Raw genomic sequence first — 20334 nt, forward strand, 5'->3', positions numbered from 1 at the left:
TTGGCGGGTGGCCTCGCGCGGCGGGGGCCGCGTGGCCCGGCGGCGTCGCCGCCGCGGGCCCGCGGCCCTGGTGGGCCGTGCACCGCGCGCAGCGCGGTTCGGCCCGCCCACCCCGCGCGAAGCGCGCAAGAGGGCGGGTGGGTGGGGGCGATCCCCGGCGCGGAGCGCCGGGCACCGGCCCCGCCGGGCCGTCGCGGACTCGGCCGTCAGGCCGCCCGCGCGGAGCGCCGTGGCGCGTGCCGGCCCGGCCGCCAGGCCGCCCCGCGCGTGGGTTCTGGTTTGCGCTCGGCCGCTGTGCGAAATTCGACGATCGGGACCGCGGCACCGCTCTGCCCGCGGTCGAGTCCGAGCGAGCGCAAGCGAAAGGACGTACTCGTGTCAGTCACGCTCTCCGCCCCCCTCAAGGCGTTGCTGGACGAAAAGGTCTTCGTCACCATCGCGACCATCCAGCCCGACGGCAGTCCGCAGCTCTCCCCGGTCTGGGTCAAGCGGGACGGCGACGACCTGTTGATCTCGACCACCCGTGGCCGGCGCAAGGAGCTGAACATCCGGCGCGAGCCGCGCGTCACCGTGCTGGTGCAGCCCGCCGACCAGCCCTACAGCTACGCCGAGATCCGCGGCGCCGCGACCCTGACGGAGGAGGGTGGCAACGCGTTGATCGACGAGCTGTCGCTGAAGTACACGGGCAAGCCGTACGCCGAGTTCAACCCGGCCTCCGCCCAGGACGCCCCCCGCGTCGTCGTCCGGATCACGGCCCGCAAGATCGTCGGCCAGGGGCTCGACTGAGACCGCGGGGAACCCGCCGGGAACGCTTCCCCGCGCCCGCTCCCCACAGGCGCGGGGGAGCCCCTTCGCCCACTACTCTTGACGCGTGACCCTACGCCTGTATGACACCAGCACCCGGCTGATCCGTGACTTCACCCCGCTCCAGCAGGGCTGCGTCTCGATCTACCTGTGTGGTGCCACCGTGCAGGCGCCCCCGCACATCGGCCACGTCAGGTCCGGGGTCAGCTTCGACATCATGCGCCGCTGGTTCGAGTACCGCGGTTTCGACGTGACCTTCGTCCGCAACGTCACGGACATCGACGACAAGATCATCTCCAAGAGCGCGGAGCTCAACCGCCCCTGGTGGGCCATTGGTTACGAGAACGAGCGGGCGTTCAACGACGCCTACGACGCGCTCGGCTGCCTGCCGCCGACCTACGAGCCGCGCGCCACGGGCCATGTGCCCGAGATGATCGAGATGATGCGCGCGCTGATCGACCGCGGCCACGCCTATCCGGCCGACGGCAACGTCTACTTCGACGTGCGCAGCTTCCCCGGCTACCTCCAGCTCTCCAACCAGGATCTCGACCACCTGCTCCAGCCGTCGGGCGAGGGCGAGACCGGCAAGCGGGACCCGCGCGACTTCGCCATGTGGAAGGCGGCCAAGCCGGGCGAACCCAGCTGGGAGACGCCCTGGGGCCGCGGTCGTCCCGGCTGGCACCTGGAGTGCTCGGCGATGGCGTACAAGTACCTCGGCCGCGAGTTCGACATCCACGGCGGCGGCATCGACCTCGTCTTCCCGCACCACGAGAACGAGATCGCCCAGTCCCGCGCCTTCGGCGGCGAGTTCGCCCGCTACTGGGCGCACAACGCGTGGGTCACGCTGGCCGGCGAGAAGATGAGCAAGTCCCTGGGGAACTCGGTGCTGGTCTCCGAGATGACCAGGCGCTGGCGCCCCGTCGTGCTGCGCTACTACCTGGGCAGCCCGCACTACCGTTCCACGATCGAGTACAGCGAGGAGGCGCTGGCCGAGGCGGAGGCCGCGTTCGGCCGGATCGAGGGCTTCCTGCACCGGGCCGTCGAGCGCACCGGGGAGGTCTCGCCGGCGGCCGCCGTGCCGGAGGACTTCGCCGCCGCGATGGACGAGGACTTCGGCGTGCCGCAGGCCCTGGCGGCCGTGCACACCACCGTCCGGCAGGGCAACGCGGCGCTGGCCGAGGGCGACAAGGAGTCGGTGATCGCGCTCGTCGGCCAGGTGCGGGCGATGCTCGGCGTGCTGGGCCTCGACCCGCTCGACCCCCGGTGGAGCGGCGGCGCGCAGGGCCGTGGCAAGGAGCTGGCCGGCGTCGTCGACCGGCTCGTCGGGCTCGTCCTCGCCCAGCGCGAGGCGGCACGCCAACGCAAGGACTACGGCACGGCCGACGCCATCAGGGACGAGCTCGGCGCCGCCGGCCTGGTCATCGAGGACACCCCCAACGGACCGCGCTGGGAGCTCGGTTGACCATCCGGTCGGCCGCGTGACACCCCCAGCCACACGAGAGTCAGAAGAAGCAGAAGATGCCAGGCAACAGCCAGCGCCCCAACCGCCGCACCAGCAACAAGAAGGGCATGCAGGTCGGCAGCGGCGGCCAGCGTCGCAAGGCCCTCAAGGGCAAGGGGCCGACGCCGCCCGCCGAGATGCGCACCGGCCACGCCAAGAAGCGCGCCGCCGACGCGCGGGCCCGGCGGGACGCCACCCGCCCGGCCGCCCGGCGCGGCGGCGCCAAGGGGGCGGCCGAGATGGTCGTCGGCCGCAACCCGGTGGTCGAGGCGCTGCGCGCCGGCGTGCCCGCCAAGACGCTGTACGTGCAGCAGTTCCTGGAGAACGACGACCGCGTCACCGAGGCCATCAAGCTGGCCATGGAGCGCGGTTCGGTCAACCTGCTGGAGGCGTCCAAGGCCGAGCTCGACCGGCTCACCGGAGCGCTCCACCACCAGGGCGTCGTGCTCCAGATCCCGCCCTACGAGTACGCGCACCCCGACGACCTGCTCGGGGCCGCGCACGACGAGGGCCGGCCGCCGCTGATCGTCGCGCTCGACGGCGTCACCGACCCGCGCAACCTGGGTGCCGTGGTGCGCTCGGTCGCCGCCTTCGGCGGGCACGGCGTGGTGGTGCCCGAGCGCAGGGCCGCCGGGATGACGGCGGGCGCGTGGAAGACCTCGGCCGGCACCGCGGCGCGCACGCCGGTCGCGCGCGCCACCAATCTGACGCGCGCGCTCCAGGCGTACCAGAAGGCCGGTCTCACGGTGGTCGGCCTGGCCGCCGACGGCGAGGCCGAGCTGGCGGACGTGGCCGCGCTCGACGGGCCGCTGGTCGTCGTCGTGGGCAGCGAGGGCAAGGGGCTGTCGCGGCTGGTCGGCGAGACCTGCGACGTCCGGGTGCGGATCCCGATGCCGGGTGGCGCCGAGTCGTTGAACGCGGGCGTGGCGGCCGGCATCGTGCTCTACGAGGCGGCCCGCCGCCGGGCATGACGCCCCGGTCCACCCGGAGTTGACGGGTCGCGGACAGACTTTCTGGGTCAAGGCAGTGTCTTAAGCCGTGTCACTCAGTTAGATGAGTGTGGACACCAGAACACCCCGCGGCCTCTCGATGGACGAGCCGGTGCTGAGCATGGTCAAGGTGCCGTGCGACCCCGCACAGGTCATCGTGAACCACGCCAGTTTCCGGGTGCGGCTCGCCACCCCGCCCCCGGTGCGCATCAGGCTCGGCGACACGGCCTCGCTGCCCCGGGTGCCGGCCGCGGCGGGCGGCCGCCGCCGGCCCCTCGTCTGGTCGGGCCGCAGCGCCCCCGGGGACCCGGGAGCCAGCGGCCTGCTGCAGGCGGTGCGGGAGGCCGGCCACGGCGACATCGCCACCCAGGTGCTCCCGCGCGTCACCCCCGTCGTGGCGCCGCGCGGCCCCCGGCCGCCGGAGCGGCCGGGGCGCACCGCGCCGCCGCCCACCGAGGTGCTGCCGGTCGTCGAGGACCTGCCGCCCGCCGACCGGCGGCGCCCGACGGACGGCCGGCAGGCGTACCAGCCGGGCCACCGCGCCAGCCGGCTCAGCCTCGGCCTGGTGCTGCTCCCGCTGCGGGTGCTGCTCGGCTTCGTCGCCATCTACGCCGGCATGGGCAAGCTCACCGACCCCGTCTACTTCGACGGCGGGCTGCGCGGCTCGCTCTACGCCTGGCTCGACTCGCTGGAGCCGTGGGCACTGGCCGCGCCCCTGCACAGCTGGGCGCTGGCCCACCCGGTCGGGGCCGGGCTCACCGTCGCCTTCGTGCAGATCATCGTGGGCGTGCTCACCGTCTTCGGCCTCTGGCAGCGCTTCGCGGCGGCCCTCGGGGCGCTGCTCTCGCTCGCCCTGCTGCTCACCGTCAGCTGGCAGAACGGGCCGGCCTACGACACCCCGGACGCCATCCTGTTCGCCGCCTGGACGCCGTTGATCATCGCCGGCGCCCCGGTTCACTCGCTCGACTTCCGGCTGGCCACCGAGGCGTGGCGCACCCTGGGGCCGCGCGCCCCGCTGGCCGAGCTGCGGCGCCGGGTGCTGCGCCGGGGCGCGATGCTGGCCACGCTGCTGGTGGGCCTGGCGCTGCTGATCGGCTCGATGCTGGGCAGCGCGGTGCGGTCCGCTCAGTTCGCCACCGTGCCGGAGCCGGGCGAGCCGCCGCGCAACCACCTGCCGGGCCAGCGGCTGCCGGAGGACGAGGCGGAGGCCGGCGAGGAGGCGGAGTCCTCGGCCGGCCCGACGGAGGGTTCCGGCGCGGCCGAGGGCGACGAGTCGCCGGCGGAGGGCGAGCCGGGCGACGAGGCGTCCAGCGGCCCGAGCGCCGGGGCCTCGGCGGGCGCCGAGAGCACCGGCCCCGGCGCGGAGGAGCAGGCCCCGCCGACCGAGCAGACCGTGCCGGTGCCGCAGCAGTCCGCCCCGCCGCAGCAGTACTCCCCCCCGGAGGACTCCGCGCCGGCCGCTCCCGCGCCCGACGCCGGCGACTCGGGGGGCGGCGAGCCCGCGCAGCAGGATCCCCCCGCGGAGACCGGGGGTGAGCGGAGCAGCCTCGGCCCCATCGGCGGGCTGCTCGGTTAGGTGACGTCGGAGGAGTACTCGGCTAGGTAGGGTGTGACCGGCCTCACGGGAATCCGTGACCGTGGCCGGACAACACCCGGAGTGGACCATACGATGCACGCCCGCGTGCGGGCCGGCGATCCCGAGGCGTTCCGCGAGCTGTTCAGGGCACACGCGGGCCTCGTCTACGGATACGCGGCCCGCGCGACGGGCGATCCGAGCCTCGCCGAGGACGTCGTCTCGCTGACGTTCCTCGAAGCCTGGCGCCTGCGCGGCCGGCTGCGCGACGAGGGGGAGACGCCGCGCCCCTGGCTGATGGGGATCGCGGTGAACGTCCTGCGCAACGCGACCAGGGCGAAGCGCCGGCACGAGCGGGCCATGGCGCGGCTCCCGGCGCCGGCCGTCGTGCCCGACTTCGCCGACGAACTGGTCGGCCGGGCGGCGGACGCGGAGCGGCTGGCGGCGGCCAAGCGGGCGCTGGCCGCGCTGTCCGGCGGCGAGCGGCAGGCGTTCATGCTGCACGTCTGGTCGGGGCTGAGCTACGAGGAGACCGCCCGGGCGCTCGGTGTCCGGGTGGGCACCGTGCGTTCCCGCCTCTTCCGGGCCCGGGTCCGGCTGCGTCGGCTGACCGACGCGGAACTCGGCGGGGAACCCGTCGCCAGCGGCGGACAACCACCGTACGACCGCCGGCGATGGGCGGTTCGGTCGAGCGAGGAGACCACCCGATGACACGCCAGGAACCGCCCAGCCGCGAGGAGTTGGCCAACCTGCTCCCGTCGCCCGGTGAGCCCGGTCTCCCGCCCGGCCGCCGGCTCGCGTTGGAGGAGCATCTGATGAGCGAGATAACGGGATCCCATGAGCAGCGGCCGCTCTGGCGGCGGCGCCTGGTGGTGGTCGCGGCCCCGCTGGCGACGGCGGCGCTGGTCGTCGGCGCCGCCACGGTCGTCGGCACCGGCGACGGCGGGAGCGCCGTGCAGCCCGCCGCGACGTCGGGGGCTCTGAACCGCCTCGCCCAGGTGGCCGCGGCGGCGCCGGAGGTGGAGGTCGCGGCCGACCAGTTCGTCTACACGGCCCGGGAGGTGACCGTCGACTTCGGGGGCGCGCCGACCAACGGGCAGAACGTGATCCACGACGTCGACCACGGTCCCTACGAGACCGAGCAGTGGGTCTCCCCGGACGGCGGGAGTGGCTGGTACTGGGACTCGGACGCGGCCCCGGACGGAGTGCCGATCATGGTTCCGCCGGACCTGGACGACGTGGACGTGGAGAGCCTGCCAGACCCTGAGTACGACATGGAGACCGGCGAGGGCACGACGGACGACCTCGTTGAACCCCCTCCGCAGGGGAGGCACTACGAGGGCTACTACCCCTTCGGTGTCGGCGGCGACGAGCCCGCCGACCTGCGCTCTCCGTCCTGGGACTACGTCCAGTCGTTGCCCGTTGACCCCGACGTCCTGCTGGAGAAGATCTACGAGGAGAACGGCTCGGCCGACAGCGAGGACCAGGCCGACCAGTCGGCGTTCGAGACGATCGGCGGACTGTTCGAGCAGACGCCGCTGCCGCCGGACGTCGCGGCCGCGGGGTTCCGGGCGTTCGGCGAGATCCCCGGCGTGACCGTGGGCACCGGGACGGACGCCGTCGACCGGGAGGGCATCGTCCTCAGCCGGTTCTCGGCGGACCTGGGGTACCGGGTGGACCTGGTCTTCGACGAGGAGTCGGCCCGGTACCTGGGCACCCGCGTCGAGCAGGTCGAGGAGAGCGAGGTGAAGCCGACCGGCGTCGTCCTCGACTCCGCCGTGACCGAGCGGGCCGTGGTGGACGAGGAACGGCAGGTACCGGGCGCCTGAGGGGCCGCGGTACCTGCGCGGCCTAGCGGACCGCCAGTTCCCGCGCCGCCTCCGTGAGGTCCTTCACGGTGTCGATGGCTCGCCAGTACGCGCCCTGGGGGAGGGTGAAGCCGGCGAGGCGGCGTTCGCGGGCGAGGCGGGGGAAGGTCAGCCGCTCGTGGTCGCCGCGGTCCGGCAGCAGGGTGGTGAACTCGGGGCCGAAGACGTAGACGCCGGCGTTGATCAGGTAGGGGGAGGGCGGGGACTCGATGAAGTCGAGGACCTGCCCGAACTCGTTGGTCTCCACGGCGCCCCACGGCATCCGGGGGCGGGCCAGCGCCAGCGTCGCGGTGGCGCCGCGCTCGGCGTGGAAGGCGGCCATCTCGCGCAGCGAGAAGCGGGTCCAGATGTCGCTGTTGGTGGCGAACCACGGCTCGTCGGGACGGGGGAGCGCGGGGGCGGCGTACTTGAGGCCGCCGCCGCGGCCGAGCGGCTCCGGCTCCACCACGGTGGTGACCTTGACCGGCAGGTCGGTGGTGTCCAGCCACTCCTGGAGCACCTCGGCCAGGTGCCCGCTGGAGATGACCACGTCCGTGACGCCCTCCTCGGCCAGCCAGGCGAGCTGGTGGCCGATGATCGGGGTGCCGGTGCCCGGGATCTCCACCATGGTCTTGGGGCGGTCGTCGGTGTACGGGCGGAGCCGCGAGCCCTTGCCGCCGGCCAGGATCATCGCCTGGGTGGGCAGCGGGGTGCCGGCTGGTACGTGGACGTGGTTCATGCGGGCAGCCTATGCGGTCGGCCGGAAACGCGGGCGGGCGACGGCTATTGCGCGTCGCCCGCCCGCGTTTCCGCTCGGCCGGCCCGCTCAGCCGGCCGCCGCGACGCCCGCCGCGAAGGAGGTGTCGCAGACGGGGCGGGAGTGCTGCTGCGCGCGCCGCGTCGATCCGTACTTGTCGACCGCGGCCTCGCCGAGCGTCCTGGCGATCTCCGCGCAGTGCGGGGCGAGGGACGGGTCGCGCGTGACGGCCTCCTGGAGGGCGGTGAGCGCGGCGCTCGGGTCCTCCTGGCGGAGCGTCAGCAGCAGCCGGTCGGTGAGCGCCGCCTCGGGTGCCTGCGGCTGGTGCTCCGCGGCTGCCGTCAGCACCTGGTCGTCCGAGGGCGCGACCCAGGCCACGCGTGAGACGGCGAGTGTCCCGGACAGCACCAGGATGACCGGGAGGGCGATGGCGAGCGTTCTGCCGATGTGACGGAGTGCCTGATTCACTGGTGGTCTTCCTCGCGAAACGAAGCTGATGAACGTGAGCTGGTTCAAACGCGTGAGGGCGTGTAGATCGTAGCGAGGAGTAGTGTTTTGGTGACATTTCGCCACTCTCACGGGTGACGGGGTTCAGTGGATTTCGAATCCCGCGTCGACCTGCGTTGACGCGCAAAGGGCCGTGTTTCCGCAACGTGTGCGGAAACACGGCCCTCACGGGACCTCGGGGCGACCGTCAGTCGCTGAGCCGCTCGCCGGAGCCGGCGGCGAAGACGTGGGTCTCGCCCGGCTTGGGAACGACGTTGATCTTCTCGCCCTTGTGCGGCACGTCGCGGCTGTCGACGCGGATGACCAGGTCCTTGGTCTCGCCGCCGATGTCGGCCGAGCCGTAGACGTAGGCGTCGGCGCCGGTCTCCTCGACCACGTTCACCGTGACCGCGAGGCCCGCCTCGGCCTTCTCGTCCGCCTTCGCGAGGGCCGCGCCCTCGGCCGAGCCCTCGCCGTTGATGACGGCGAAGTGCTCGGGGCGGCAGCCGACCACCACGTGGGTGTCGCCCTTGCTCTGCGCCTCGTTCAGCGCGGCGCGCTCGACCGGCACCACGCTGTTGCCGAACCGGACGCCGCCGTCGGTGATCGGGACCTCGACCAGGTTCATGGCCGGGGAGCCGATGAAGCCGGCGACGAAGAGGTTGGCGGGCTTGTCGTACATGTTGCGCGGGGAGTCGATCTGCTGGAGCAGGCCGTCCTTCAGCACCGCCACCCGGTCGCCCATGGTCATGGCCTCGACCTGGTCGTGGGTCACGTAGACCGTGGTGACCCCGAGCCGGCGCTGCAGGCCGGCGATCTGGGTGCGGGTCTGGACGCGGAGCTTGGCGTCCAGGTTGGACAGCGGCTCGTCCATCAGGAAGACCTGGGGCTCACGGACGATGGCGCGACCCATCGCGACACGCTGCCGCTGACCACCGGAGAGGGCCTTCGGCTTGCGGTCCAGGTACTCGGTGAGGTCGAGGATCTTGGCGGCCTCCTCGACCTTCTTGCGGATGTCCGTCTTGTTGACGCCGGCGATCTTGAGCGCGAAGCCCATGTTCTGCGCGACGGTCATGTGCGGGTAGAGGGCGTAGTTCTGGAACACCATGGCGATGTCCCGGTCCTTCGGGGGGAGGTGGGTGACGTCGCGGTCACCGATGTGGATCGACCCTCCGTTGACGTCCTCGAGCCCGGCGAGCATGCGCAGCGAGGTGGACTTGCCACAACCGGAGGGGCCGACGAGGACGAGGAACTCACCGTCCGCGATCTCGATGTCCAGCTGGTCGACAGCGGGCTTGTCGCCGCCCGGGTAGATACGGGTGGCCTTGTCGTACGTGACGGTTGCCATGTCCTCTTGTCTCCTTCTACCGGCAGGAACGTGCCGGACGATCCGAGTAGGAAGGTGTTACGCCCATATGTAAATGGACGACTGCCGGAAACCTAACTCGAAACAACGCGTTCTGTCAGTACCCGGGAACCAGAGAAACGGATGTCAACACAGCTGCGCACACTCGTCGCCCTGGGTGACCACCGAGCCCCTCGGTCTCGCGGTCCCGGATCCGGGCCCCGTGTAGGCTGGTCGCGCCCGCAAGGGCCGTGCCGCCTTAGCTCAGTTGGCCAGAGCAGCTGTCTTGTAAACAGCAGGTCGTCGGTTCGAGTCCGACAGGCGGCTCTCAGCGACCCGGCTACTCGTGTCCCGGGTGGCAGCGCTCGCCGGCGGCGCAGTGGAAGCCGCGGCCCTCGCAGTGCCAGCAGCGGTGCGGCGCGGCCACCCCCTGGCCGCGGCCGTCGCCGGAGACGTACAGCGTCTCCCTGACCTCGATCCGCGAGCCGGTGCACGCCTGGCACTGCCGGTGCGGTCCCGGGCACTCGTCCACCGCTTCATCCATCGGACCCTCCGCACGTGCGCGCACCGCTCCCGCACCGAACGTTACCGGCCGGGTGCGCTCGCCGTGCGGGGAATCCGGCGGACGGGCCGGCCCCGGGCCGGAGCGGACAGAGGGCCCGGGGCCGGCGCGCGGGGCACCCCACGAGCCCGCGCGCTCCCGGGTCACGGGCATGGGGAGCGCCCGGGGCCCGGGGAGGGGTGCCCAGACGATACGCCCGGTGTGGCCGGAAAGCGCCGGTCGTGCAGCGATCGTTCGCGGTCCGGTGCGTTGGCCCCGCCCGGCGTCGGGGCGGCGGGGTGTCAGGGGGCTTCCGCCGTGCCGGTCACGTCGGTCGTGTCGGTCTCGTCGGCGAGGCGGCGGAGGGCGCGGGCGAGGGCGGCGGCCTCGGCCGGTTCCCAGGTGGCGGTGAGGCGGGCGAAGACCTCCTCCTGGAAGGCGTGGGCGGCGGTGAGGACGTCGGCGCCGGCGGGGGTGAGGGCCAGGGTGGCGCGGCGGGCGTCGTGCGCCGAAGGGGTGCGGGTGAGGTGGCCGTGGTCGACGGCCGCGCCGACCATGCGGCTGGCGCCCGAGCGGTCGAGGCCGAGCTGGTGGGCGACGTCGGTGACGGACACCTCGCCGCGGCGGGCGGCGGCGTCGACCGCCTCCAGCACCAGGATGTCCTGGACCAGCGGCGTGTCCCCGGTCCCCGGCCCGGCGGAGGCCGTCGCCCAGCGGCGGGACCAGAAGCGGACGAGCCGGAAGAGGGCGGGGCCGGCGTCGGCGAGGTCGGCGCGGGACGGGTCCCGTGGGTCGGCGGCGGGTTCGGTGCGGGTCATCGGTCGCTCCGGATCGGGAGTTGTGTGCGATTCGCAAGCAGTCTAACGTGTGCGAAATGCACACGTCTACTCGGCCTGCCTTCGCGGCCCTACTGCTCGGCATGCTCATGGCCCAGCTCGACACCACCGTCGTCGTCGCGGCGCTGCCGCGCGTCGTCGCCGACCTGGAATCCGGTGGGGCGGTCGCCGGCGTCACCGCCGGCTACCTGCTCGCCGTCACCGTCGCCACGCCCGTGCTCGGGCGGCTCGGCGACCTGCTCGGCCAACGGGTCGTCCTCCGGGGCGCGCTGGCGCTCTTCGCCGCCGGCTCGCTGGCCTGCGCGCTGGCGCCGACCATGCCCGCGCTGATCGCCGCCCGGGTGGTCCAGGGGCTCGGCGGCGGCGGTCTCGTGGTCACCGCGGTCAGCGCCCTCGCCCGGATGTTCGACCGCGAGGAGCTGGTGCGCCGTCAGTCCTACCTGACCGGCGTCTTCGCGCTCTCCGCGCTCGCCGGGCCGCCGTTGGGCGGGCTGCTGGCGGCCGGCCCCGGCTGGCGCTGGATCTTCCTGCTCAACCTGCCGCTGTGCGCGGTGGCCGCGCGGCTCGCCTCGGCCGGCCTGCCGGGCAGGCTGCCGGCGCCGGAGGGCGACTCGGCCCGGTCGTTCGACGTGGCCGGCGCGGTGCTGGTGGCCGTGGTGGGCTCCGGCGTGGTCGCCCTCGGGGCGGTCGAGTCGCTGGCGCGCGGCGGGCCGGCGGCCGGCGGCGTGCTCGCGCTGGTGGCCGGGTGCGCGGCGGCGTTCGTGCTGGTCGAGCGGCGCGCCGCCGCGCCGTTGATACCGCCCGCGCTCTTCCGCGACCGCGGCGTGGCGCGGAGCATCGCCGCGACCGGCCTCGCGGGCACGGCGCTCTTCGGCTCGTTCACCTTCGTGCCGCTGGCCGTGGCGGCGGGGACCGGCCTGGGCGTCGGCGAGACCGGCCTGCTCCTGCTGGCGTTGACCGGCGGGCAGTTGGTGGCCACGGCCGCGTTCTCGGTGCTCGCCAGGCGCCGTCCCCCACTGCCCCGTTGGGGGCGGCTCGCGCTGGTCACGGGAACCGTCGGCCTGCTGGGGCTCGCCGCCCTGCCGGCGCTCGACGGCGCGCCCCGCCCGCTGGCGGTCGGCCTCGCCGGCTCGTCGATGGCACTGGTCGGCGCCGCCCTCGGGCTCTCGCTCCAGGCGTACACGCTGCTCGCCCAGGGGCGGGCCAGGCCGGAGTCGATCGGCGCGACCATGGGGACGCTCACCTTCGCCCGCCAGCTCGGCGGCTCGCTGGGCACCGCGGGCTTCGGCTTCCTCGTGCTCGTCGCGCCGAGCGAGCACGCCGGGCTGGGGCTGGCCCTCGGCGCGGCCGCCGGCTGCCTGGTGGCGGCACTGTTCGTGGCGCCCCGGGCGGCGGACGACCCGGCCGGCGCCGGGAGTAGAGTTGCGGCGGATCGGTGAGACCTTCCCTGGTGCGCGGGAGGGTCTTTTTCACGCGCGGACGGTGTTGACCGGGCGCGGGGCGCGACCGTAGAAAGGTCACGCAAAACGCGCACGTCTCAACAGGATCGAACAGGGGACAGCACTGATGCGTGACGGGACCTTCCTCCACTTCCGATCCGCGGGGACGAGCCTGGCGCTCGACTGCACCGGCACGGGGCTGCCCCGGGTGGTGCACTGGGGCGAGGACCTCGGGGAGCTCTCGCCCAGCACGCTCGCGGCCGTGGTGCGGGCCGGGCGGCCGCAGATAGCCACCAACAACGTCGACGTCGTGGTGCCGCTGGCCGTGCTGCCCGAGCACTCGGCCGGCTGGCAGGGGACCCCGGGGCTCACCGGCCACCGGGCCGGCGCCGACTTCTCCACGGCCTTCTCCGTCACCTCGCTCGAACAGGACGGGCAGTCCGTGGAGGTGACCGCCGAGGACGTGGTGGCCGGCCTCGAACTGCGCCTGGAGATCGAGCTCACCGACTCGGGACTCGTGCGGCAGCGCGCCACCGTCACCAACCAGGCGGAGGCCGACGCCGCGCCGTTCTCGCTCGCCGGGGTGCTGCTGACCCTGCCGGTGCCCGAGCGTGCCACCGAGCTCCTCGACATGACGGGCCGTCACCTGCGGGAGCGCAGCCCGCAGCGGCACGCGTTCACCATCGGCACCCACCTGCGTGAGAACCGCAGGGGCCGCACCGGCACGGACGCCGTCACCGTGCACGTCGCGGGCGAGCCCGGCTTCAGCTTCCGCTCCGGCGAGGTGTGGGGGCTGCACGTGGCCTGGAGCGGCAACCACCGTTCGTTGGCCGAGCGCACCATCAACGGCGTCGGGCTGCTCGGCGGCGGCGAGCTGCTGCTGGCCGGCGAGGTGGTGCTCGGCGCCGGCGACTCGTACACCTCGCCCTGGGTGTACGGCAGCCACGGGCGCGGTCTCGACGAGCTCGCCGGGCGGTTCCACGGCTACCTGCGCGGCCGCGCCGGGCACCCGCGCTCGCCGCGGCCCGTCACGCTCAACGTGTGGGAGGCCGTCTACTTCGACCACGAGCTGGGCAAGCTGAAGCGGCTCGCCGACCTCGCCGCCGAGGTCGGCACGGAGCGGTTCGTGCTCGACGACGGCTGGTTCCGGGGCCGGCGCGACGACCACGCGGGGCTCGGCGACTGGTACGTGGACGAGACGGTCTGGCCGGACGGGCTGCACCCGCTGGTCGAGCACGTCCGCGGCCTTGGCATGGAGTTCGGTCTCTGGGTGGAGCCGGAGATGGTGAACCCCAACTCGGACCTGGCCCGCGAGCACCCCGAGTGGATCCTGGCCACCGGCGACCGGATGCCGCCCGAGTCGCGCCACCAGCAGGTGCTCGACCTCGGGCACCCGGCGGCGTACGCGTACATCCTGGAGCGGCTCGACGCGATCGTCTCCGAGTACGCGCTGACCTATCTGAAGTGGGACCACAACCGGGACCTGGTGGAGGCCGGGCACAGCCCCACCGGGCGGGCCGGGGTGCGGGCCCAGACGCTCGCCGTCTACCGGCTCCTCGACGAACTGCGGTCGCGCCACCCGAGGTTGGAGATCGAGTCCTGCTCCTCCGGCGGCGGCAGGATCGACCTGGAGATCCTGGAGCGCACCGACCGGGTGTGGACCAGCGACTGCATCGACGCCCTGGAGCGGCAGCAGATCCAGCGCTGGACCGGGCTGCTGCTGCCGCCCGAGCTGCTCGGCTGCCACGTGGGCGCGCACGCGGCGCACACCACGGGACGGACGCACACCCTGGGCTTCCGGGCCGGCACCGCGCTGTTCGGCCACTTCGGCATGGAGTGGGACCTCACCCAGGCCAGCGAGGCCGACCGGGCGGCGCTGGCCGAGTGGATCGCGCTCTACAAGGAGCTGCGGCCGCTGCTGCACGGCGGCACGGTGGTGCGCGGCGACCACCCGGACCCGGCGCTGTGGGTGCACGGCGTGGTGGCCGAGGACCGGTCGCGGGCGGTGTACGCGCTGGCGCAGGTGGCGACGAGCGTGCAGTCGCCGCCCGGGCGGGTCGCGCTGCCCGGCCTCGACCCGGCGGCCGAGTACCGGGTCACGCCGCTGGCGCCGGGCGACGAGGTGCGCGGCCCGGCCATGGACAGCCTGGCGTGGTGGACGGACGGCGGGGTGACGCTGCCGGGGCGGGTGCTCGGCTCGATCGGTGTGCGGGCGCCTTCGCAGCACCCCGAGCGGCTGGTGCTGCTGTCGGTGGAGAAGGTCGACCAGCGGGGCGCGGAGAGCGTGACGGGGGGCTGACACCCGGCGTGGGGCGTCGTGGATGATAGGGCGACCATACGATCGCCTTTTCTCCTTGGGGGATATATGTCCGACCAGCAGCCGTACTCGTGGGGGCCTCCCGGGAGCGGGCCGCAGGGTCAGCCGGGCCAGCCGGGTCAGCCGGGTCAGCCGGCTCCCGGCCAGCCGGGCCAGCCCGGGTACGGGTTCCCGCCGCCCGGCCAGCCCGGTCCCTACCAGCAGCAGCCCGGCGGCTACCCGCCGCCGCCCAACGCCCCGTACGGCGCCTACCCGCCGGACGCCCAGGCGCCCTACGGCCGCGACCCGATGGGCCGCCCGTACTCCGGCAAGTCCAAGATCGTCGCGGGCGTGCTCCAGCTCCTGCTGGGCGGCGTCGGCGCGGGCCGCTGGTACACCGGCCACTACGGCCAGGCCGTGGCCATGCTCCTCACCTGCGGCGGCCTCGGCATCTGGGCGCTGATCGACGGCATCATGCTGCTGGTCAAGAGCGACTGGACCGACGCCGAGGGCCGGATCCTCAAGCCCTGACCATGCGGGCGATCATCCGCCGGGAGGCCGCCGCCCCGCTCGCCGTGCTGGCGGGCGGGCTCGTCGGCGCCGGCTACGTGTGGGCCGCCGACCCCCACCGGGGCGGCGGCCTGCCACTGCCCCGCTGCCCGGTCAACTGGGCCACCGGGCTGCTCTGCCCGGCCTGCGGCGGCACCCGGATGGCCTACGACCTGCTCCACGGCGACCTCACCGGCGCCCTCCACGACAACGCGGCGCTGCTGCTGCTCGGCGTCCCGCTGGCCGGCTGGCTGCTCGGCCGCTGGCTGGTCGAGGGGATGCGCGGCCGGCGCTACCGGCCCCGCTTCGGGCCGGCCGGGGTGGTCGCCGTGCTCGGCGTCGCCGCGCTCTGGGTCCTGGCCCGCAACCTCTTCGACCTCACCGCGCTCTCCGACCTCGCCGCCGCCCTCGGCTGATCCGCCGGACGCCCCGTCCGCCGGGTGCGAAGCCGCGTCCGGCGATGAAATGGGCCCATGGGAGTGCCCGCTCGGCTCATGGTCCTGCTCACCGCCGTCGCCGGCGGGGTCGACGCCGCCGCCTTCATCGAGCTCGACGAGGTCTTCGTCGCCAACCAGACCGGCAACGGCGTGCTGCTCGCCATCGGCATCGCGGACTCGATGCTGCCCGGCCACGCGACCGAGGGCGTCCTCGGTCCGGCCGCCTCCCTGCTCGGCTTCTGCGTGGGCGGCGTCGCCACGGCCTGGGCCTCCCGCCTCCTGCCGCACTGGGCGCTGCTCGGCTTCGAGGCCGGGCTGCTCGTGCTGGCCGCCGCCCTCGCCTGGGCGCCGCCCGCGCTGTGCGCCGGGGTCCTGGCGTCCGCGATGGGCGCGCAGAGCGTCTACGCGGTGCGGGCCGGCGTGCCGGGCGTGACCACGACGGTCGTCACCGGCACGCTGGCCGCGCTCTTCGTCCGGGCCACCGGAGGCACCAGGGAGCGGCAGAGCGCGCCGCTGCTGGCGCTCGTGTGGCTGGCCTACTTCGCCGGCGCGCTCGGCGGCGCGGCGGTGGTGCTGGCCTAGCGTCCCGGCGTCCCGGGGCCCGGCAGCGGCCTCACGGGGAGACCAGGACCACCTTGCCGGTCGTCGCCCTGGTCTCGAGCGCCCGGTGGGCGCGCGCGGCCTCGGCCAGCGGGAAGCGCTGGACCAGCGGGACGAGGACACCGGAGGCCGCCTGGGCGAACGACTCCTCCTCCAGCAGGCGCATGTTCTCCTGGCCGCCGATCCGCGCGAAGAGGGTGGGGCCGAGCGCCGTCACCGAGGTGATGCCGAGCGCGGCCTGCTCCTCCGGGCTCGGCGCCACATGTCCCGCGGCGTCCGTGCCCGTGGCCGCGTAGCCGTAGCAGACGTGGGTGCCGCCGGGGGCGAGCAGGGCGAGCGCGGCGTGGCCGCGGTCGCCGCCGACGCCCTCGAAGAGGTGCTTGACGGGGCGGTCGCCGAGGGCGGCGCGGATCTCGTCCGCCCAGCCAGGCGCGTCGTAGTCGACGGCCAGGTCGGCGCCGAGGTCCTTCACCACGGCCACCTTGGCGGGGCCGCCCGCCGCGCCGACGACGGTGGCGCCCCGGTGCCGGGCGTACTGGACGAGCAGCGAGCCGATGCCACCGGCGGCCGCCAGCACCAGCACGGTGTCGCCGGCCGCGATCTCGGTGAAGCGCAGCACGCCCATGGTCATCCGACCGGTGCCGAGCAGCGCCACGGCCCGGTCGAACGGCAGCCCGTCGGGGAGCGCGTGCAGCTTCTCCTCGCCGGTGACGGCCTGGGTGCCGTAGCCGCCGGGAACCATCCCGAGGTGCGCCGCGACCCGCCGGCCGAGCCAGGCGGCGTCCACCCCCTCGCCGACCGCGTCCACCGTGCCGGCGACCTCGCGCCCCGGGACGGTGGGCAGCTCGGGCACCGGGAAGTGCGGCGCGTCGGGGACCGGGCCCTGCCGCAGCACGGTGTCGACGAGATGGACGCCGGACGCGGCGACGGCGATCCTGACCTGACCGGGGCCGGGCGTGAGGTCCGGCACCTCCTCGTACACCAGGTTCTCGGCCGGACCGAAGGCGTGCAGGCGGACGGCGTGCATGGGCTCCCCCGTGGTGGTGTGGTGGCGGGTGACGCCCCAAGCGTGCGACCTCAAGGGCCCTTGAGGTCAACCGCCGCCCGGACCGCTGTCAGTGCTCCACGGCAGGATGGCCGGCATGCCGAAACCCCAGAAGGCCGTCCGGCCCCCGGCCCTACCGAACTTCCGGCTGCCCGAGCTGCGCCCCTTCGTGGAGCCCGGCGGCCTCCAGCCCGAGGGCGACTACGACGCGCTGGAGTTCGCCGACCTCGACCTGACCGGCGCCGAGGCCCAGTCGGCGACGTTCCTGGAGTGCGCGCTGCGGCGCTGCGTGCTGAACGAGGCGAACCTGCGGCACGCGCGGCTGCTGGACGGCGTGCTCGACACGCCGCACGGGGTGGGCACGATGCTGGCGGACGCGCAGCTGCGCGACCTGGAGATCAATGACGCCCGGCTGGGCGGCGTCCAGCTCAGCGGCGCCACGCTGACCAGGGTGCGGATCAGCGGCGGCAAGATCGACTACCTGAACCTGCGCCAGGCGCGGCTGGTGGACGTGGCCTTCGAGGGCTGTGTCCTGGTGGAGCCGGACTTCGGCGGCGCCAGTCTTGAGCGGGTCTCCTTCGAGGGCTGCGAGGTGCGCGGCGCGGACCTCACGGCCGCCGAGCTCCGCGACGTCGACCTGCGCGGCACCACCCTCCTCGACCTCACCCGCGGCGTCGACCGCCTCCGCGGCGCGGTCATCACCCCGTCCCAACTGCTCGACCTGGCCCCGCGGCTGGCCGCCGAGCTGGGGGTGCGGGTGGAGGCGTAGCACGGCCCGTCGACGCGGTTGATCGCACTTTCGGGTGGTAGGACCCGACGTGGCTGGCCGTGGCGTGGCCTACCCTGACAGTGTCGCTGCGTAACGAAGGAGGTCGCCGTGGTGATGACGATGCCCGAGCACGAGACGTACACGGCAGCCGATGAGGCCATGGCCGCATCGGCGGAAACGGCCTTTGAGGCGTTCACCGCGGCGGCCCCGCTGGGCTGGCGCGTGGAACTGATCGACGAGGAAATCTACGTGACACCCCCAGCCAATGGTGACCACGAGTCGATTCTGGCCGAGATCGTGCGAGAGACGACTATTCATGCCAAGGACCAGGCGCTTCGCATGTTCACGGGTGTCGGGCTACGCCTGTGGGGCAAGGACCCCGGCGGTCGGGTCATTCCCGACCTGGTCGTCGCGCCGAAGGACAGCTTCCGCACGTTCGACGAGTACCACGATCCGGGCCCGGTGGTCCTGGTCGCGGAGATCACGTCGAAGTCGACCGGGGACAAGGACCGGAGCGTGAAGCTGGACGCCTACGCCAGGGCCCGGATCCCGCACTACCTGCTGGTGGACCGCGAGGCGGAGACGGCGACGCTGCACAGCGAGCCGGCCAGGAACAAGTACTCCCGGCAGGTGTCGGTGGCGTTCAGCGAGAAGCTCTTCCTGCCCGAGCCGCTCGGTTTCGAGCTCGACACCGCGCTCTTCTGAACGCGCCGACGGCGCCCCGCCCTTCCCGGCCGGGGCGCCGTCGCGTGACTCTCGGTTCGATCAGACGTTGACGCCGAAGTCCTGGGCGATGCCGGCGAGGCCGGAGGCGTAGCCCTGGCCGACGGCGCGGAACTTCCACTCGGCGCCGTTGCGGTAGAGCTCGCCGAAGATCATGGCGGTCTCGGTCGAGGCGTCCTCGGTCAGGTCGTAGCGGGCGATCTCCGCGCCGCCGGCCTGGTTGAGCACGCGGATGAACGCGTTCCGCACCTGGCCGAAGTTCTGACCGCGGTTGTCCGCGTCGTGGATGGAGACCGGGAAGACGATCTTGTCGACCTCCGGCGGCAGCCCGGCGAGCGCCACGTTGATCTGCTCGTCGTCACCCTCGCCCTGGCCGGTCAGGTTGTCACCGGTGTGCTGGATGGTGCCGTCGGGCGTGGTGAGGTTGTTGTAGAAGATGAAGTGCTGGTCCGAAACGATCTTGCCGCTCGCGTTGATCGCCAGGGCGCTCGCGTCCAGGTCGAAGTCGGCGCCGGTGGTGGTGCGGACGTCCCACCCCAGGCCGACCGTCACGGCGGTCAGGCCAGGAGCCTCCTTGCTCAGCGAGACGTTGCCGCCCTTGGACAGGCTCACACCCATGTTGAGATCCCCAATTTCCATTCGGTTCGGACAGAAGGTGCGTCCGGATCGCGTTTTGCGATGACGTTACTCTTACTGACCCCAACGGTGTCGGGGGGCGCCCGGTTCCACAGTGGGAGCAAAAAACCCGTATGTGCGAAGCGCCCCGGCGCGGGACCATGGAGGCATGCCGGGGCCGTATCGCATACGTGGTGCCGTCAGCCTGCCCGAGTCGGAGCTGCGCTGGCGCTTCTCGCGTTCCTCGGGTCCCGGCGGCCAGCACGTCAACACCACGGACAGCCAGGTGGAGTTGCGCTTCGACCTGGCCGCCACCGAGGCCCTGCCCGCCGTCTGGAAGGAGCGGGCGCTGGCGCGCCTGGCCGGCCGGCTCACGGCGGACGGCGTCCTGGTGGTGCGGGCCAGCGAGCACCGTTCGCAGTGGCGCAACCGTGAGGCCGCGGCGCTGCGGCTGGCCGGCCTGCTGGCGGAGGCGTCCGCGCCGCCGCCTCCCGAGCGCCGGGCGCGGCGGGTGCCGCGCGGCGTCGTCGAGCGCCGGCTGCGGGACAAGCGGCACCGGTCCGACGTGAAGCGCGGCCGGGGCCGCGACAAGGGCTGGGACTGACGGGGGCTACCGGAGGCCCCGGTAGCGGGCCCGGTAGTAGAGCAGGGGGCCGCCCTCCACGGCCGGCAGGTCGGCGGTGAGCACGCGGGCCACCAGCAGCGTGTGGTCGCCGGCCGTGACCCGCTGTTCGGTGCGGCACTCGACGGTGGCCAGCGCCGCCTTCAGCAGCGGCGCCCCGGTCCGCTCGCCCAGCACGTGCGGCACCTCCTGGAAGAGCAGCCGGTCGCTGAGCCGGCCCTTCATCGCGAACCTGCCGGCCGTGGCGCGCTGCTCCTCGGCCAGCAGCGAGGCGGCCCACAGCGGCTGCCGCTCCAGCACCTCGTCCATCCGCGAGCCGGTGCGCACGCTGGCCAGCACCAGCGGCGGGTCGAGGGAGACGGACATGAACGCCGTGGCGGTCATGCCGGCCGGCGCGCCGCGCGGGCCGTCCTCCTCGTCGTGCGCCGTCAGCAGCACGACGCCGGCCGCCAGCCGGGCCATCGCGCCGCGGAACTCCTCCTCGCTCACCCCTTCAGGATGCGGGACTGGCGGGCCGGAGGGGCCCTGGGCCTGTGGGGCGCTGGAGGATGATGACGGGG

Annotated in this window: 22 protein-coding genes and 1 tRNA gene; 15 read left to right on the forward strand and 8 right to left on the reverse strand. The window is 73.8% G+C overall.

Going from position 1 to position 20334, the window contains the following annotated elements; genetic code table 11:
• The first annotated feature begins 375 nt into the window (after positions 1-375).
• The 6 genes from RNC47_RS31665 (at position 376) to RNC47_RS31690 (ending at position 6696) form a co-directional block, all read left to right on the forward strand.
• Complete coding sequence (locus RNC47_RS31665) at positions 376-786, forward strand: PPOX class F420-dependent oxidoreductase (RefSeq protein ID WP_311603767.1); 411 nt, start codon at positions 376-378, stop codon at positions 784-786.
• A gap of 85 nt (positions 787-871) precedes the next feature.
• The gene (gene cysS / locus RNC47_RS31670; RefSeq protein ID WP_311603769.1) at positions 872-2266 is read left to right on the forward strand and encodes a cysteine--tRNA ligase; all 1395 of its coding nucleotides are present in this window, start codon (positions 872-874) and stop codon (positions 2264-2266) included.
• A gap of 56 nt (positions 2267-2322) precedes the next feature.
• Entirely contained in the window at positions 2323-3276 is a 954-nt protein-coding gene (gene rlmB / locus RNC47_RS31675) for a 23S rRNA (guanosine(2251)-2'-O)-methyltransferase RlmB (RefSeq protein ID WP_311603772.1), read from the forward strand.
• Positions 3277-3358: 82 nt separating this feature from the next.
• Positions 3359-4870, forward strand: coding sequence for a DoxX family membrane protein (locus RNC47_RS31680; protein WP_311603773.1), 1512 nt, complete (start codon positions 3359-3361; stop codon positions 4868-4870).
• Positions 4871-4963: 93 nt separating this feature from the next.
• Positions 4964-5578 (forward strand): RNA polymerase sigma factor, encoded by a 615-nt coding sequence (locus RNC47_RS31685; protein ID WP_311603774.1) that lies wholly within the window; start codon positions 4964-4966, stop codon positions 5576-5578.
• A complete protein-coding gene (locus tag RNC47_RS31690) occupies positions 5575-6696 on the forward strand; it encodes a CU044_5270 family protein (protein ID WP_311603775.1) in 1122 nt (373 codons plus the stop codon). The genes RNC47_RS31685 and RNC47_RS31690 overlap by 4 nt, the downstream gene beginning before the upstream one ends.
• A gap of 22 nt (positions 6697-6718) precedes the next feature.
• Here RNC47_RS31690 and RNC47_RS31695 read toward each other — a convergent pair whose 3' ends face one another.
• From RNC47_RS31695 to RNC47_RS31705, 3 genes are all read right to left on the reverse strand, one after another.
• Positions 6719-7453, reverse strand: coding sequence for a nucleotidyltransferase family protein (locus RNC47_RS31695; protein WP_311603777.1), 735 nt, complete (start codon positions 7451-7453; stop codon positions 6719-6721).
• Positions 7454-7540: 87 nt separating this feature from the next.
• Positions 7541-7939: a hypothetical protein gene (locus tag RNC47_RS31700; RefSeq protein WP_311603779.1), complete on the reverse strand. Its 399-nt coding sequence runs from the start codon at positions 7937-7939 to the stop codon at positions 7541-7543.
• Positions 7940-8165: 226 nt separating this feature from the next.
• Positions 8166-9305 (reverse strand): ABC transporter ATP-binding protein, encoded by a 1140-nt coding sequence (locus RNC47_RS31705; protein ID WP_311603781.1) that lies wholly within the window; start codon positions 9303-9305, stop codon positions 8166-8168.
• 250 nt (positions 9306-9555) lie between these two features.
• On the opposite strand from RNC47_RS31705, the gene RNC47_RS31710 reads away from it, so the two are divergent.
• A tRNA-Thr gene (locus RNC47_RS31710) sits at positions 9556-9629 on the forward strand.
• A 13-nt stretch (positions 9630-9642) separates the two neighbouring features.
• Here RNC47_RS31710 and RNC47_RS31715 read toward each other — a convergent pair.
• Both RNC47_RS31715 and RNC47_RS31720 read right to left on the reverse strand, forming a co-directional pair.
• Positions 9643-9846 carry a hypothetical protein gene (locus RNC47_RS31715; RefSeq protein ID WP_311603782.1) on the reverse strand — a complete coding sequence of 68 codons (204 nt, stop codon included), beginning with the start codon at positions 9844-9846 and terminating at the stop codon, positions 9643-9645.
• Positions 9847-10145: 299 nt separating this feature from the next.
• Positions 10146-10661, reverse strand: coding sequence for a MarR family winged helix-turn-helix transcriptional regulator (locus RNC47_RS31720; RefSeq protein ID WP_311603783.1), 516 nt, complete (start codon positions 10659-10661; stop codon positions 10146-10148).
• A gap of 56 nt (positions 10662-10717) precedes the next feature.
• Here RNC47_RS31720 and RNC47_RS31725 point away from each other — a divergent pair, with 56 nt between their 5' ends.
• From RNC47_RS31725 to RNC47_RS31745, 5 genes are all read left to right on the forward strand, one after another.
• Positions 10718-12118 carry an MFS transporter gene (locus RNC47_RS31725; protein WP_311603785.1) on the forward strand — a complete coding sequence of 467 codons (1401 nt, stop codon included), beginning with the start codon at positions 10718-10720 and terminating at the stop codon, positions 12116-12118.
• A gap of 127 nt (positions 12119-12245) precedes the next feature.
• A complete protein-coding gene (locus RNC47_RS31730) occupies positions 12246-14417 on the forward strand; it encodes an alpha-galactosidase (RefSeq protein WP_311603787.1) in 2172 nt (723 codons plus the stop codon).
• Positions 14418-14483: 66 nt separating this feature from the next.
• Complete coding sequence (locus RNC47_RS31735) at positions 14484-14945, forward strand: TM2 domain-containing protein (RefSeq protein ID WP_311603789.1); 462 nt, start codon at positions 14484-14486, stop codon at positions 14943-14945.
• A 2-nt stretch (positions 14946-14947) separates the two neighbouring features.
• Entirely contained in the window at positions 14948-15379 is a 432-nt protein-coding gene (locus RNC47_RS31740) for a DUF2752 domain-containing protein (RefSeq protein ID WP_311603791.1), read from the forward strand.
• A 57-nt stretch (positions 15380-15436) separates the two neighbouring features.
• Positions 15437-15982, forward strand: coding sequence for a DUF1275 family protein (locus tag RNC47_RS31745; protein WP_311603792.1), 546 nt, complete (start codon positions 15437-15439; stop codon positions 15980-15982).
• A gap of 31 nt (positions 15983-16013) precedes the next feature.
• Here the strand turns inward: RNC47_RS31745 and RNC47_RS31750 are convergent, their stop codons facing one another.
• Positions 16014-17027 carry a zinc-binding dehydrogenase gene (locus RNC47_RS31750; RefSeq protein WP_311603817.1) on the reverse strand — a complete coding sequence of 338 codons (1014 nt, stop codon included), beginning with the start codon at positions 17025-17027 and terminating at the stop codon, positions 16014-16016.
• 115 nt (positions 17028-17142) lie between these two features.
• Between RNC47_RS31750 and RNC47_RS31755 the strand changes: the two genes are divergently transcribed.
• On the forward strand, positions 17143-17814 hold the full coding sequence (locus tag RNC47_RS31755; protein WP_311603793.1) for a pentapeptide repeat-containing protein: 672 nt from the start codon (positions 17143-17145) through the stop codon (positions 17812-17814).
• Between the two features lie 114 nt (positions 17815-17928).
• On the forward strand, positions 17929-18519 hold the full coding sequence (locus tag RNC47_RS31760; RefSeq protein WP_311603819.1) for a Uma2 family endonuclease: 591 nt from the start codon (positions 17929-17931) through the stop codon (positions 18517-18519).
• Positions 18520-18579: 60 nt separating this feature from the next.
• On the opposite strand, the gene RNC47_RS31765 is transcribed toward RNC47_RS31760, so the two are convergent.
• Positions 18580-19155 (reverse strand): TerD family protein, encoded by a 576-nt coding sequence (locus RNC47_RS31765; RefSeq protein WP_311603797.1) that lies wholly within the window; start codon positions 19153-19155, stop codon positions 18580-18582.
• 166 nt (positions 19156-19321) lie between these two features.
• On the opposite strand from RNC47_RS31765, the gene arfB reads away from it, so the two are divergent.
• Positions 19322-19756, forward strand: a complete 435-nt coding sequence (gene arfB / locus RNC47_RS31770; protein ID WP_311603800.1) for an alternative ribosome rescue aminoacyl-tRNA hydrolase ArfB — start codon at positions 19322-19324, stop codon at positions 19754-19756.
• A 6-nt stretch (positions 19757-19762) separates the two neighbouring features.
• On the opposite strand, the gene RNC47_RS31775 is transcribed toward arfB, so the two are convergent.
• Positions 19763-20263 carry a flavin reductase family protein gene (locus RNC47_RS31775; protein ID WP_387098226.1) on the reverse strand — a complete coding sequence of 167 codons (501 nt, stop codon included), beginning with the start codon at positions 20261-20263 and terminating at the stop codon, positions 19763-19765.
• Between the last annotated feature and the right edge of the window lie 71 nt (positions 20264-20334).

The sequence above is a fragment of the Streptomyces millisiae genome, from assembly GCF_031845425.1.
Taxonomy (GTDB): domain Bacteria; phylum Actinomycetota; class Actinomycetes; order Streptomycetales; family Streptomycetaceae; genus Streptomyces; species Streptomyces millisiae.